14 protein-coding genes and 1 tRNA gene are annotated in these 13,092 nt (G+C 66.9%); 14 read left to right on the top strand and 1 reads right to left on the bottom strand.

Features of this window, described 5'->3' with window-relative positions; translation table 11 throughout:
* Positions 1-21 precede the first annotated feature (21 nt).
* The 11 genes from frr (at position 22) to AC07M8_RS11250 (ending at position 9,457) form a co-directional block, all read left to right on the top strand.
* Positions 22-579 carry a ribosome recycling factor gene (frr, locus tag AC07M8_RS11200; protein ID WP_267393117.1) on the top strand — a complete coding sequence of 186 codons (558 nt, stop codon included), beginning with the start codon at positions 22-24 and terminating at the stop codon, positions 577-579.
* Positions 580-619: 40 nt separating this feature from the next.
* The gene (locus tag AC07M8_RS11205; protein WP_495174422.1) at positions 620-1,357 is read left to right on the top strand and encodes an isoprenyl transferase; all 738 of its coding nucleotides are present in this window, start codon (positions 620-622) and stop codon (positions 1,355-1,357) included.
* A 10-nt stretch (positions 1,358-1,367) separates the two neighbouring features.
* The gene (locus AC07M8_RS11210) at positions 1,368-2,171 is read left to right on the top strand and encodes a phosphatidate cytidylyltransferase (RefSeq protein WP_495174423.1); all 804 of its coding nucleotides are present in this window, start codon (positions 1,368-1,370) and stop codon (positions 2,169-2,171) included.
* A gap of 13 nt (positions 2,172-2,184) precedes the next feature.
* Positions 2,185-3,354: a 1-deoxy-D-xylulose-5-phosphate reductoisomerase gene (locus tag AC07M8_RS11215; RefSeq protein WP_495174424.1), complete on the top strand. Its 1,170-nt coding sequence runs from the start codon at positions 2,185-2,187 to the stop codon at positions 3,352-3,354.
* A 20-nt stretch (positions 3,355-3,374) separates the two neighbouring features.
* Positions 3,375-4,484, top strand: a complete 1,110-nt coding sequence (rseP, locus tag AC07M8_RS11220) for an RIP metalloprotease RseP (protein ID WP_495174425.1) — start codon at positions 3,375-3,377, stop codon at positions 4,482-4,484.
* 72 nt (positions 4,485-4,556) lie between these two features.
* Positions 4,557-7,346 (top strand): outer membrane protein assembly factor BamA, encoded by a 2,790-nt coding sequence (gene bamA, locus AC07M8_RS11225; RefSeq protein WP_495174426.1) that lies wholly within the window; start codon positions 4,557-4,559, stop codon positions 7,344-7,346.
* Entirely contained in the window at positions 7,346-8,083 is a 738-nt protein-coding gene (locus AC07M8_RS11230) for an OmpH/Skp family outer membrane protein (RefSeq protein ID WP_495174427.1), read from the top strand. The genes bamA and AC07M8_RS11230 overlap by 1 nt, the downstream gene beginning before the upstream one ends.
* 38 nt (positions 8,084-8,121) lie before the next feature.
* Positions 8,122-8,571: a 3-hydroxyacyl-ACP dehydratase FabZ gene (gene fabZ, locus AC07M8_RS11235; protein ID WP_267393582.1), complete on the top strand. Its 450-nt coding sequence runs from the start codon at positions 8,122-8,124 to the stop codon at positions 8,569-8,571.
* Positions 8,572-8,688: 117 nt separating this feature from the next.
* Positions 8,689-8,922 carry a 50S ribosomal protein L31 gene (gene rpmE / locus AC07M8_RS11240; RefSeq protein ID WP_267393132.1) on the top strand — a complete coding sequence of 78 codons (234 nt, stop codon included), beginning with the start codon at positions 8,689-8,691 and terminating at the stop codon, positions 8,920-8,922.
* Between the two features lie 77 nt (positions 8,923-8,999).
* Complete coding sequence (locus AC07M8_RS11245) at positions 9,000-9,311, top strand: PilZ domain-containing protein (RefSeq protein WP_267393134.1); 312 nt, start codon at positions 9,000-9,002, stop codon at positions 9,309-9,311.
* 2 nt (positions 9,312-9,313) lie between these two features.
* Complete coding sequence (locus AC07M8_RS11250) at positions 9,314-9,457, top strand: DUF2256 domain-containing protein (protein WP_267393136.1); 144 nt, start codon at positions 9,314-9,316, stop codon at positions 9,455-9,457.
* Positions 9,458-9,467: 10 nt separating this feature from the next.
* Here AC07M8_RS11250 and AC07M8_RS11255 read toward each other — a convergent pair.
* Positions 9,468-9,557: transfer RNA gene (locus AC07M8_RS11255), tRNA-Ser, on the bottom strand.
* A 95-nt stretch (positions 9,558-9,652) separates the two neighbouring features.
* Between AC07M8_RS11255 and AC07M8_RS11260 the strand changes: the two genes are divergently transcribed.
* The 3 genes from AC07M8_RS11260 to AC07M8_RS11270 all read left to right on the top strand — a co-directional run bounded on the left by AC07M8_RS11260 (position 9,653) and on the right by AC07M8_RS11270 (position 13,045).
* On the top strand, positions 9,653-10,696 hold the full coding sequence (locus tag AC07M8_RS11260) for a lytic murein transglycosylase (protein WP_495174428.1): 1,044 nt from the start codon (positions 9,653-9,655) through the stop codon (positions 10,694-10,696).
* 179 nt (positions 10,697-10,875) lie between these two features.
* Positions 10,876-12,054 carry a D-alanyl-D-alanine carboxypeptidase family protein gene (locus tag AC07M8_RS11265; RefSeq protein WP_495174429.1) on the top strand — a complete coding sequence of 393 codons (1,179 nt, stop codon included), beginning with the start codon at positions 10,876-10,878 and terminating at the stop codon, positions 12,052-12,054.
* Between the two features lie 19 nt (positions 12,055-12,073).
* Positions 12,074-13,045, top strand: a complete 972-nt coding sequence (locus AC07M8_RS11270; RefSeq protein ID WP_495174430.1) for a DNA polymerase III delta subunit-related protein — start codon at positions 12,074-12,076, stop codon at positions 13,043-13,045.
* The last annotated feature ends 47 nt before the right edge of the window (positions 13,046-13,092 follow it).

Consider the following 13,092-nt stretch of genomic DNA (forward strand, 5'->3'; position numbering starts at 1 on the left):
CAATGTTGAGAAGGAAGACTGATGGCTGCCTATGACAAGGCCGATCTCGAGCGCCGCATGGCCGGTGCCGTTGAATCGCTGAAGCACGATCTGGGTGGTCTGCGCACCGGCCGCGCGTCGACCGCGCTGCTCGATCCGGTCACGGTCGAGGTCTATGGCAGCCACATGCCGCTCAACCAGGTCGCGACCGTCTCGGTGCCCGAGCCGCGGATGCTGTCGGTCCAGGTGTGGGACAAGACCAACGTCGGCCCGGTCGAAAAGGCGATCCGCTCCGCCGGTCTCGGCCTCAACCCGATCAACGACGGGCTGACGCTGCGCCTGCCGATCCCCGATCTCACCGAGGAGCGCCGCAAGGAACTCGCCAAGCTCGCCAATCAATATGCCGAGAAGGCGCGGATCGCGGTGCGCAACGTGCGTCGCGACGGCATGGACAGCCTCAAGACCGACGAGAAGAAGGGCGTGTTCAGCGAGGACGAGCGCAAGCGCCACGAGACCGAGGTGCAGAAGCTCACCGACGCGACGATCGTCGATCTCGATGCCGCCGCCGCCGCCAAGGAAAAGGAAATCCTGGGCAAGTGACCGTCGCCGTTCGCGTCTCGATGGCCCGCGGGCGGCCGGCGTGAGCACCGCGCCCGTTCTCGCGGCGGTGCCGGCGCCGGCCACGGTGCCACGCCACGTCGCGATCATCATGGATGGCAACGGCCGCTGGGCCAAGCAGCGCCACCTGCCGCGTTTTGCCGGGCACAAGGCCGGGGTCGACGCGGTCCGCCGCGTCACCCGTGCCGCGCGCGCGATGGGCATCGAGGCGCTGACCCTCTACGCTTTCTCCTCGGAAAACTGGCGCCGCCCGGAGGAGGAGGTCAGCGATCTGATGGGGCTGCTGCGGCTGTTCATCCGCAGCGACATCGACGAACTCGCGCGCGAGAACGTCCGCCTGCGCGTGATCGGCGACTATCGCCGGTTCGCGCCCGATCTGGTCGCGATGGTCGATGGCGCGATCGCCCGCACTCAGGACAACACCGGGCCGATCCTCGCGATCGCGCTCAACTACGGCTCGCAGGCCGAGCTGGTCGCCGCTGCGCGCGCGCTCGCCGAGCGGGTCCAGGCCGGCGCGCTCGAGCCTGCCGCGATCACCGCCGAGGCAATCGAGGCCGAGCTCGACACCGCGGCGCTGCCGCCGCTCGATCTGGTGATCCGCACCTCGGGCGAGCATCGCCTGTCCAATTTCCTGCTCTGGCAGGCGGCCTATGCCGAACTGCTGTTCGTCGACACGCTGTGGCCCGATTTCACCGCCGACAGCCTTGCCGAGGCGGTCGCCGCGTTCGGCCGGCGCCAGCGGCGCTACGGCGGCCTGTGAGCGCCCACCGGTGAGCGAGCCTGCGTCGGCCAAGCGGCCGCCCGAACTGCTGGTCCGCGCCGTTTCCGGGCTCGGCATGATCGCGGTGGCGCTGGTCGCGTTGGCGCTCGGCGGGGTGTTCTTCTGGCTGCTCGCGGTCGCCGCCGGGCTGTTCATGATGGCCGAGTGGAGCGATCTCCACGCCGCGCCGCCCCGGCTCAAGCGTATTGCCCAATTCACCCTGTCGGTGCCGCTCGCGATCATGTGCCCGATCGCCGCCGGCCCCAATTTCTTCGCGCTCGGCCTCATCGCCGGCGCCTTCTTCTTCACCGCGATCGTCAGCCGCCGCGGCGATCTCGCCCGCGGCATCCTCTACGTCGGCCTGCCGGTGTTCGCGCTGCTGCTGATCCGCCACCAACCCGACGGCATCGTCTATGCCGCCTGGACGCTGGCGCTGGTATGGGCGACCGATATCGGCGCCTATTTCGCCGGTCGCGCGATCGGCGGGCCCAAGCTCGCGCCACGGATCAGCCCGGCCAAGACCTGGGCGGGGCTGATCGGCGGCATGGTGCTCGCCACGCTGCTCGCGCTGGCGATGCATTACGCCTATCTGCTGCCGCTCCGCCTCATCCTTGCGACGCCGCTGCTCGCGGTGCTCGCGCAGCTGGGCGACCTCTACGAAAGCCATCTCAAGCGCCGCGCCGGGGTCAAAGACAGCGGCTCGGTGATCCCCGGCCATGGCGGCGTGCTCGACCGGCTCGACGGACTGGTGCCGGTGGCGCCGGTCGCCGCCTTGCTGATCGTGTTGCCGGCCTTGCTCGCCCAGCCTCTCTAAAGCATCAGATCTCATGAAAACCGTCACCATCCTCGGCGCGACCGGTTCGGTCGGCACCTCGACGCTCGATCTTGTCGAGCGCGAGCCCGAGCGCTTCCGCGTGCAGGCGCTGACCGCGAACTGCGACGTCGCCGGCCTCGCCGCCGCGGCGATCCGCACCCGCGCCGAGACCGCGGTGGTCGCCGACGAATCCTGCCTTGCCGATCTCAAGGACGCGCTCGCCGGCACCGGCATCGCCGCCGCGGGCGGGGCCCAGGCGATATGCGACGCCGCGGCCTCGGGCGCCGACTGGACGATGGGTGCGATCGTGGGTTGCGCCGGCCTCAAGCCGACCATGGCGGCGATCGAGGCGGGCGGTACGGTGGTGCTCGCCAACAAGGAGCCATTGGTCTCCGCCGGCGACATCATCCTCGCCGCCGCGGCGCAAAGCGGGGCGACGCTGCTCCCGGCCGATTCCGAGCATAATGCGATCTTCCAATGCTTCGATTTCGCCGCCCCCGAAAGCGTCCGCCGGATCATCCTCACCGCCAGCGGCGGGCCGTTCCGCGACTGGTCGCTCGAGCAGATGGCTACCGTCACGGTCGAGCAGGCGGTTGCCCACCCCAATTGGTCGATGGGCGCCAAGATTTCGGTCGACAGCGCGACGATGATGAACAAGGGCCTCGAGCTGATCGAGGCCGCGCGGCTGTTCCCGGTCCGCGAGGAGCAGATCGAGGTGGTGATGCACCGCCAGTCGGTGATCCACTCGATGGTCGATTACATCGACGGCTCGATGCTCGCCCAGCTCGGGCCGTCAGATATGCGCGTGCCGATCGCGCACACGCTCGCTTGGCCGCAGCGGATGGCGACGCCGATGGCGCCGCTCGACCTCGTCGCGCTCGGCCGGCTCGACTTCGAGGCGTGTGACCCGGTCCGCTTCCCGGGATTGCAGCTCGCCCGCGAGGCGCTCGTTGCGGGCGGCGCCCGCCCCGCGATCCTCAACGCCGCCAATGAGATAGCGGTCGCCGCCTTTCTTGCGCGACGCATCGGCTTCCTCGAAATTGCCGCAATCGTCGCCGATACGCTGGGGTCATACGATCCGCCCGCGCCCGGCGATCTCGATGCGGTGCTCGCGATCGATGCCGAAGCGCGCTATCTGGCGGAGGCCCGCATCGCGGGCAAGGCGAGGAAGGACAGCGTTTGATCCAGTCTCCGGGTGTCCTGATGACCGTGATCGCCTTTCTCGGCGCGATCGGTCCGCTCGTCTTCATCCACGAGATGGGTCATTACCTCGCCGGCCGACTGTTCGGGGTCAAGGCGGAGGCCTTTTCGATCGGCTTCGGCCGCGAGATCGCCGGCTTCACGGATCGCCGCGGCACGCGCTGGAAGTTTGGCTGGCTGCCGTTAGGCGGCTACGTCCGCTTCGCCGGCGACATGAACCCGGCGAGCCAGCCCGATGCCGCCTGGCTGTCGCTGCCCGCCGCCGAGCGCCAGCGCACCTTCCAGGCCAAGCCGCTGTGGCAACGCGCGATCATCGTTGGTGCCGGCCCGTTCGTGAACTTGGTGCTGGCGATCCTGATCCTTGCCGGCTTCGCTTATGGCTATGGCGTCGACGCCACGCCAGCGGTGGTCGGCACGGTGGTCGAGGGCAGCCCCGCCGCCAAGGCCGGGATCCGCGAGGGCGATCGCATCGTCTCGATCGGCGGGACGGCGATGGAGAATTTCTCCGACATCGCCAAATACGCGCTGATTCGCCCCGGCGAGCAGACCGATGTGCAGCTGGTCCGCGCCGGTCGCCCGGCTGACGTGACACTGGCGATCGGCGTCGTCCATCAGCGCGATCGCTTCGGCAACGACTATCGCATCGGCCGGCTGGGCATCGGGAGCGGCGCACCGGTGCTGGCGCCGGTCGGCGCGCTCGCGGCGATCCCCGCCGGCGTCAAGATGACCGGCGACATCATCGGCGGCACCTTGCAGACGCTCGGCCAGATCATCTCCGGCCGCCGCTCTATGGACGAACTCGGCGGACCGATCCGCATCGCCAAGGTGTCGGGCGAGCAGCTCGCGCTCGGCTGGTCGGCATTCGTCTGGCTGATCGCGATGCTGTCGATCAATCTGGGGTTCATCAATCTGCTGCCAGTACCGATGCTCGATGGCGGCCACCTGTTCTTCTACGCGATCGAGGCAATCCGCCGCCGGCCGCTCGAACCCAGCGTGCAGGAATGGGCGTTCCGCGGCGGCCTCGCCGCGGTGCTCGCGCTGATGCTGATCGTGACCTTTAATGATTTGAGCGCCGTCGGCCTGTGGCAGCGTCTCGCCGGCTTGATCGGCTGACGTGGTTAGGGCAGGGCGCTAAATCAAGACCTGCGGGTCTTGCGTATTTTCGGGGTGGGTTGAGTGACAGCGATGAAGAGTTCCAAGTTCGTCCGTGCGGGCGCGGTGCTGCTGACCGGCACCGTACTGTCGGGCGTACCTGCGATGGCCCAGACCGCCCCGGCGCCTGCGCCGGCGCCCACGCCCGCCGCGGCACCCGCCGGTCGTCCGGCGGCAACGCCCGCGGCGCCCGGAGCACCCGGCGCGCAGGTCACTGCGCCGGCTGGCGTCACCCCGGTCGCCCCCGCAGTCATACGCACCATCAAGACGTTGCGCGTCGAGGGTGCCCAGCGCATCGAGCCCGAGACGGTGCTCTCCTACACCAAGCTGCGCGTCGGCATTTCCTATACGCCCGAAACCCTCGATCAGGCGCTCAAGGACCTGCAGGCGAGCGATCTGTTCGTCGAATTCTCGATCGCCGGTGTTGAAACGGGCGACATCGTGGTTCGGATCCGTGAAAATCCGATCATCAACCGCGTCATCCTCGAGGGCAACAAGGCGCTCAAGACCGACAAGATCACCAAGGAGATCAAGCTCGCCCCGCGGCAGATCTTCACCCGCACCGCGGTCCGCCAGGATGTCACGCGGATCATCGAGCTGTATCGCCGCCAGGGTCGCTTCGCCGCCGTGGTCAGCCCCAAGATGGTCAGCCTCGATCAGAACCGCGTCGACGTGGTGTTCGAGATCACCGAGGGCCCCAAGTCCAAGGTCCGCCAGATCAACATCATCGGCAACGAGGTGTTTTCCGACGATACCCTGCGCGGCCAGATGGCGACCAAGCAGTCGCGCTGGTTCCGCCTGCTCTCGTCGAACACCTCGTACGATCAGGATCGCCTGAACTACGATCAGCAGAAGATGCGGCAATATTATCTGACGGAAGGCTATGCGGATTTCCGCGTCACCTCCGCGGTGGCCGAGCTGACGCCGGACAAGAGCGACTTCATCATCACTTACGTGGTGGAAGAGGGTAAGCGCTACAAGTTCGGCGACGTCACCGTCGACAGCGAGATCCGCGACTTCGACAACAAGAAGCTCGCCGCCAGCCTGCCGATCAAGAAGGGCGACTGGTACAACGCCAAGCAGGTCGAGGATTCGATCGACCATCTCAGTGAGGCTGCCGGCCTGTTCGGCTACGCCTTCACCGACGTAAATCCCGATTACAACCGCGACGCCGACACGCTGACGATGGGGATCAACTTCCACATCGCGCAGGCGCAGCGCACCTATGTCGAGCGGATCGACATCAACGGCAACACCCAGACGCAGGACAAGGTGGTGCGTCGTGAAATCCGCTTGGCGGAGGGCGACGCCTTCAACAGCTTCCAGGTCAAGCGGTCGCAGGATCGCATCAATTCGCTGGGCTATTTCCAGGACAAGATGGAGATCAAGCAGAATCCGGGCTCGCAGCCTGACCGGATCGTGCTCGACACCACGCTTGAAGAGAAGTCCACCGGCGAGCTGCAGCTCTCGGTCGGCTATTCCAGCCTCGAGCAGTTCATCATCCAGGCCAACATCACTCAGCGCAATTTTCGCGGCAAGGGCCAGGAGCTGCGTGCCGGCGTCAACTATTCGAGCTATTCCAAGTCGATCGAGCTGGGCTTCACCGAGCCCTATCTGTTCGACAAGAACGTCGCGGTCGGTGTCGATCTGTTCCGCCGCGACTATAACTCGTTCAACTATGTCGGCGACGATCGCCAGACCACCTACTCGCAGGTGTCCACCGGCTTCCAGGTCCGTGCCGGCGTGCCGCTCACCGAATATTGGTCGCTGTCGGGCCGCTATGGCCTGTCCTACGACAAGGTCGGGCTTGATCAGGCGACCTATTTCACCGACGGTGTCTGCGATCCGCTCAAGGCCGGCCGCTATCTCTGCGAGGCGATCGGCAATCGCTGGACCTCGTCGGTCGGCTACTCGCTGATCTATGACAGCCTCAACAGCCGCCTGCGCCCGACCGCCGGTTCGCGCGTGTCGTTCAGCCAGGATTTCGCCGGTCTCGGTGGCGACGTGAAGTATATCCGCACCCGCGCCGAAGGGTCCAAATTCTGGGGCATCGGCGGTGGCTTCGTCGCCTCGCTGGTCGGCGAGGGCGGCTATATCAAGTCGCTCGAGGGCAGTCGCGGCGAAGGCATCGACAGCGTTCGCATCACCGATCGCTTCTATCTCGGCATGCCGCAGTTCCGCGGCTTCGACATCCGCGGCATCGGCCCGCGCGTGAAGCGGATCCCTTATACCACCAACGATGCCGGTCAGCAGGTGCTGGTCACCGACAAGGATTCGATCACCGACGATGCGCTCGGCGGCAACGCTTATTACCTGGCGCGTGCCGAGCTCGAGATTCCCTTGGGCGCCGGTGCCCGCGAGCTCGGGCTGCGGCCGTCGATCTACGTTCAGGCGGGCAGCTTGTTCAGCCTGACCAAGCCGCTGCCGACCACCAAGTTCCCGACCATCACCGATGCCGCCGGCAACGTCACCGTGCTGCCGATTTCCAGCCAGGTGTATGACAGCGCGGGCCGGCCATTGTATCTGGTGTCGTCCACCGACACGACCAACGCCGGCGCGTACACCACCTGCGCGATCGGCTATTCCTCGGTCGCGGGCGGCGCCTGCACCGGCAGCTCGACCAACACGCTGTACCAGACCTCGATTTCGCCGTTCAACGAGGTATATTACGGCAGCAGCGCGCTGCCGCGCGTGACCATCGGCATCGGCGTCAACTGGAACTCGCCATTTGGTCCGCTGCGCATCGATCTGGCCAAGGCCTTGATCTCGCAGGCCGGCGACGACCCCAAGCTCATCACCTTCAACGTAGGGACGCAGTTCTAATGAAGACCATCATCAAGACTTCGCTGGCGGCACTCGCCGGCGCCTCGGTCGCACTGCTCGGCACTGCCGCTGCCGCCCAGACCGGCGGTATCGCCACCGCCCAGCCGGATGCGGCAATCCTGTCGGCCAAGGCGTTCGCCGCCGCCAACCAGACGATCTCCACCCAGTTCAAGACCCAGCTCGATCAGGCCAACACCCAGCAGACCGCGCTGCGCAACCAGATCCGCACCATCCTCGACACCAACAAGGATGGCCAAGTCTCGCAGGCCGAGCTCCAGGCCGGCCAGGCCCAGGGCAGCGCGCTCGGCAATCAGGTTCGTGCCGCCGAGACCAAGGCGCAGCCTGCGATCGACGCGCTTAATGCGCCGGCGCTGAAGGCCCAGGCCTATGCGCTCGAGCAGATCGCCCAGAAGTATGATCCCGCGCTCCAGGCGGTGGTCGCGGCGAAGAAGATCAACCTCGTGCTCGCGCCCAACGCCGTGCAATATGCGCCGGCCGCGACCGACGTGACCCGTGACGTGATCGCCGAGATCGACCGCTCGACGCCGACCGTGACCACCACCGCGCCGGCCAACTGGCAGCCGAGCCAGGATACCGTGCAGCTGCTCCAGCAGTATCGCCAGCTGGTCTATGTCAACGAAATGCGTCGTCAGCAGGCTGGTCCGGCCGGTGCGGCTCCGGCTGCCACGGGCACCGCGGCGCCGGCGAGCCCGCGCAACGCGCCAACGGGCCGTTGAGCGACACGGCGGTGACGCAAGCCACCGACAAGCCCGTCATGACCGCGCTCGATATCGGGCGGGTCATGGCGGCGCTGCCGCATCGTTATCCGATGCTGCTCGTCGACCGTGTCGAGGAACTCGTTCCCGACCGGTCGATCGCGGCGATCAAGGCGGTGACGATCAACGAGCAGTTCTTCCAGGGGCATTTCCCCGGCCGACCGATCATGCCGGGCGTGCTGATCGTCGAGGCGTTGGCCCAGGCCGCGGGGATCCTCGCGGTCGAAAGCCTCGGCCTCGCCGGGTCGGGCAAGCTCGTCTACTTTATGGCAATCGACGGCGCCAAGTTCAGGAAGCCGGTCGAGCCGGGCGTGCTGCTGCGGCTCGAGGTCGAGTTCGTGCAGAAGCGCTCGAGCGTCTGCAAGTTCTCGGGCGTTGCGAAAATCGATGGCCAAGTGGTTGCCGAAGCTAACTTTACCGCGATGATCGCCGATCCGCCCAAGGCCTGAGCCATGGCGCCTATGCGCGACCTTAGCGAAGTTATCTTGAAGTTCGGGGCGCGATCCGCTAGGGGCGCGCCTCTTTTCCAGGGCTGGTCGGAACCAGCCATTGCCGGAGCATAGACGATGAAGGCCGATACCCATCCCGACTATCACACCATTAAGGTCCAGATGACCGATGGCACTGTGTTCGAGACCCGCTCCACCTGGGGCAAGGAAGGCGACACGATGACCCTCGACATCGACCCGCTGGCGCATCCCGCCTGGACCGGTGGTCGCGGCACGATGCTCGATACCGGCGGCCAGGTCGCCCGCTTCAACAAACGCTTCGGTGGTGGTCTCACCCTCCGCAAGAGCTGATGCTTTCGGCCGGTCTCGCGCCAAGTCGAGGCCGGCCGCTTGACGCGGCGTTAACTACCGGATTTTACACCGGTCCCATGTTCGCCGCGGAATTCGAACCTGCCGAGATAGACGAGCAGCGCCACATGCCGCGCGCGCCGGTGTCGCTCGATGCCGAGATCGGCAAGGCCGGTCGATCGCTGTGCCGGGTGGTGGACGTCTCGATCCACGGCGCCCGCCTCCAGACCTATGTCGAGCTCACCAAGGGCAGCGTTATCTGGCTGACCCTGCCGGGCGCCGATCCCATCGCCGCCGATGTGATGTGGGCCGACGACTTCGCGGCCGGCTGCCGCTTCCACCGCCCGCTGCCGATGGAGCTGTTCGACCAGCTGGTCGCGCTCAACCGCTGACCATGGCGCACCACAAGCTCACCCTGCCGACCAAGACCTGCGCCGCCTGTGCGCGCCCGTTCGCCTGGCGCAAGAAGTGGGCGCGCGATTGGGACAACGTCAAATATTGCTCGGACCGGTGCCGTGCCCAGGGCGACAAGCCCTAGCCCAAGCGGTTGGCGGAGAGGGTGGGATTCGAACCCACGGTAAGCTTGCACCTACGGCGGTTTTCAAGACCGCTGCCTTAAACCACTCGGCCACCTCTCCGCGCTGCGCTCCCGATAGTCGCACCGCGCCGTCACGTGCAAGAGCCGGGACGATAAGGGGTTCACCGCCCGGGCTCGCTGTGGCAGTTTTGCAGCATGTGGGGCAACAGAGTATCAGTGTGGCTGCGGCGCGGCGCCTTGGGTGTCATCGCCGCGACGTCCTGCATCGCGCCAGCCGCAGCGCAGGACGAGCAGGGCTTCCAGGCCTATTTGCCCATGCTGCGCCAGCAGGCGCTGACGGCCGGCGTCACCCAGGGCACGATCGATGCGGTGTTCCCGACGCTGACGCTCAGCGACCGCACCATCCAGCTCGATCGCGCTCAACCGGGCAATCCCGGCAGCACCGCAACACCGCCGTTCGCGCCCTACAAGACCGCCCATGTCGATGGCGCGCGTATCGCGCGCGGTCGCGACACCTTTCTGGCCCAACGCGCCCGCCTCAGCCGCGTCGAGCAGCAGACCGGCGTGCCGGAGTCGATCATGGTCGCGATCTGGGGCCATGAAACCAATTACGGCACCTATACCGGCAGCTTCGATCTGCTGCGCAGTCTGGCCAGCCTTGCCTATGAAGGGCGCCGACGGGAGCTGTTCGCGGGCGAGTTCATCGCCGGGCTCAAGATGCTCGATCGCGGCGTCTCGCGCGAGCAGCTGAAAGGGAGCTGGGCTGGTGCCACCGGCAACCCGCAATTCCTTCCCTCGGTGTACCTCCGGATCGCCCGTGACGGCGATGGCGATGGCAAGGCCGATATCTGGAACAGCCCCGCAGACACGCTCGCCTCGATCGGCAACTATTTCGCCGACGCGGGTTGGCGACGGGGGCAACCCTGGGGTCTCGCCGTCAGCGTGCCACTGACGCTGAACCGCGCGGATCTCACCAATCGCCTGGTCTCGCCGCGCTGCCCGCGCGTGTTCGAGCGCCACAGCCGCTGGCGGACAATCGCCGAATGGCGCGCGCTTGGGCTGACGCCGCAGGCACGCGGCTGGCCAGCCGACGACGTGCTCGCGACGCTGATCGAGCCCGACGGCCCCGGCGCCACCGCCTATCTGCTGACCGGCAACTACCGCGTCATCCTCGATTACAATTGCTCCAACTTCTACGCCTTGTCGGTCGGGTTACTTGCCGATGCAGTCGGAGGATGAGCGCGACTAGCCGGTGCGATCTTGATCGCGCCGCCTGCACCGCGATACAAAGATGGCAGGGGCGATAACGCCCGCGTGACGTCGCTTCACCGCGCCGTTATGGCGACGTCCAGAGCCTGCCTTCCAGTCCAGATCCGGTGTGCGGATCGCGTTTTCCTTCCAAGTCGGACCACCCATCCATGAACAAGCTGATCGCCGCCCCGCTCGCTGTCTCCCTCGTGGTAGGGTCGTTCGCCGTCCCCGGCATGGCGGCCGCGCCGCAATTCCAGGGTACCGCGCCGATCGCCTTTATGGAGGATCTGTCGTCGGGTGCGGTGCTGTACAATCGCGATGCCGATCGGCGGATGCCGCCGGCCTCGATGGCGAAGATGATGACCGTTTATGTCGCCTTCGAGATGGTCAAGAAGGGCGAACTCAAGCTCGACCAGACCTTCACCGTCCGTCCCGAGACCTGGCAGAAGTGGCATGGTCCGCAGGCCGGCTCGACGATGTTCCTCTCGCCCAACGAGAATGTCAGCGTCGAGAACCTGCTCAAGGGCATCGTCACCTTGTCGGGCAACGATGCCTGCGTCGTGCTCGCCGAGGGCATTTCGGGTACCGAACAGACCTTCACCGATCGCATGAACGACGCCGCCAAGCGGCTCGGCCTCAGCAACAGCCATTTCGGCACCGCCAACGGCTGGCCGGACAATGGCGTGACCTATGTCACCGCGCGTGACCTCGCGCATCTCGCCTCGGCGACGATCAAGGACTTCCCGGATCTCTATAAGCGCTTCTATTCGCTGCCCAGCTTCACCTGGGGCAAGACCCTGGGCGCCGGCAGCGACATTACCCAGGCCAACCGCGATCCGCTGCTGGGCCGCGTCGCCGGCGCCGATGGACTCAAGACGGGTCACACCGACGAGGCCGGCTACGGCTTTACCGGCTCGGCCCAGCAGAATGGTCGTCGCCTGGTAATGGTGGTCGCCGGGCTGACCAGCTCGACCGGCCGAGCCGAGGAATCGGTGCGCTTCATGGAATGGGGCTTCCGAGCCTGGCAGGCCAAGCCCGTCGTCGCCAAGGGCAAGCAGGTCGGCACCGCCGAGGTGCAGATGGGCAGTTCGAGCAGCGTCGGCTTGGTCGCCCCCGAACAGCTCACCGTCGCGCTGCCGGCAGGTGCGGTGCCGCAAATGGCAGGCAAGATCGTCTACGAAGGGCCGATCAAGGCACCGATCAAGGCAGGCCAGCACGTCGCCGATCTGGTCATCACCTCGGCAGGGCTGCCCGAGCAGCATCTGCCGCTGGTCGCCGCCGAGGATGTCGGCGAGGCAGGGTTCTTCGGGCGCGCCTGGGCCGGCTTGAAGTCGCTGTTCGGTTGATCGGGGCGCGGGTGATCGGGTGACCTTGTTCGGCAACACTGCCGCGCACGCCGCCTTCGCCGCGGCGATGCGCGGGGGGACGCTCCACCACGCCTGGCTGCTGGTCGGTCCCGAAGGCGTGGGCAAGGCGAGCTTTGCCAGGATGGCAGCACAGCGCCTGCTTGCCGAGGCAGCCGGCGCGGCCAACCTTCCGGACGGCTTCACGGTGCCCGAGGGCGTGCAGGCCCGCGCACTGATGGAGGCTGGGTCGCATCCTGATTTCCGGCTGCTCACCCGCCTGGCCAAGGATCCCGACAAGCCAGACCAGGATATCGCCCGCAGTATCAGCATCGCGCAGGTCCGCTCGCTCCAGCCGATGTTCGCGACCCGCCCGTCTATGGGACCGAGGCGAATCGTGCTGATCGATGCGGTCGACGATCTCGAGCGCAACGGTGCCAACGCGCTACTCAAGAACCTGGAGGAGCCGCCGGCGGGTACCGTCTTCCTGCTGATCAGCCACGCGCCGGGGCGACTACTTCCGACGATCCGATCGCGGTGCCGGCTGCTTCGGTTCGGCTCTCTCAACCATGACGACATGGCAGCAGCGCTGCGCCAGCGCCTACCCGACGCCGCCGAGGACGACATCGCCGCCCTGGTTCGCACCGGCGACGGCGCGCCGGGGCGGGCGCTTCGCTACGCGGGGCTTGATGTCGCCGGCCTCGATGCCGCGATCGGCGCGATTGCCGAGACCGGCGATCCCGACAACAGTCGCCGGACGCGGCTCGCGAGGACGTTGGCGGGCAAGGCCAATGCCGATCGGTATGCGCTGTTCTTGGAGCGGGCAGCGACAATGATCGCCCGCGAGGCGCGCGCGCGGTCGGGCGTGCGGCTCAAGGCGGCGATCGATGCCCAGGCCGCCGCACGCGATCTGGCCGGCGCGGCGCTCGGCCTGTCGCTCGATCCGCAGGCGACGGTGTTCGAGATGAGCGGGATTCTCGCCGCGCTGCACTGAGGCAACGCAGCGGCTTCACCTGCCTCGGGGGATGCTCTAGGAGCCGC

The sequence above is a fragment of the Sphingomonas sp. GW821-FHT09E03 genome (assembly GCF_059416225.1).

What these genes read in the sequence shown, in the direction of transcription:
- rpmE (WP_267393132.1), top strand. Translation starts at nt 8,689, where the DNA reads ATGAAGGCCGATACCCATCCCGACTATCACACCATTAAGGTCCAGATG.
- AC07M8_RS11265 (WP_495174429.1), top strand. Translation starts at nt 10,876, where the DNA reads ATGAACAAGCTGATCGCCGCCCCGCTCGCTGTCTCCCTCGTGGTAGGG.
- fabZ (WP_267393582.1), top strand. Translation starts at nt 8,122, where the DNA reads ATGACCGCGCTCGATATCGGGCGGGTCATGGCGGCGCTGCCGCATCGT.
- AC07M8_RS11250 (WP_267393136.1), top strand. Translation starts at nt 9,314, where the DNA reads ATGGCGCACCACAAGCTCACCCTGCCGACCAAGACCTGCGCCGCCTGT.
- bamA (WP_495174426.1), top strand. Translation starts at nt 4,557, where the DNA reads ATGAAGAGTTCCAAGTTCGTCCGTGCGGGCGCGGTGCTGCTGACCGGC.
- frr (WP_267393117.1), top strand. Translation starts at nt 22, where the DNA reads ATGGCTGCCTATGACAAGGCCGATCTCGAGCGCCGCATGGCCGGTGCC.
- AC07M8_RS11215 (WP_495174424.1), top strand. Translation starts at nt 2,185, where the DNA reads ATGAAAACCGTCACCATCCTCGGCGCGACCGGTTCGGTCGGCACCTCG.
- rseP (WP_495174425.1), top strand. Translation starts at nt 3,375, where the DNA reads ATGACCGTGATCGCCTTTCTCGGCGCGATCGGTCCGCTCGTCTTCATC.
- AC07M8_RS11230 (WP_495174427.1), top strand. Translation starts at nt 7,346, where the DNA reads ATGAAGACCATCATCAAGACTTCGCTGGCGGCACTCGCCGGCGCCTCG.
- AC07M8_RS11245 (WP_267393134.1), top strand. Translation starts at nt 9,000, where the DNA reads ATGTTCGCCGCGGAATTCGAACCTGCCGAGATAGACGAGCAGCGCCAC.
- AC07M8_RS11260 (WP_495174428.1), top strand. Translation starts at nt 9,653, where the DNA reads ATGTGGGGCAACAGAGTATCAGTGTGGCTGCGGCGCGGCGCCTTGGGT.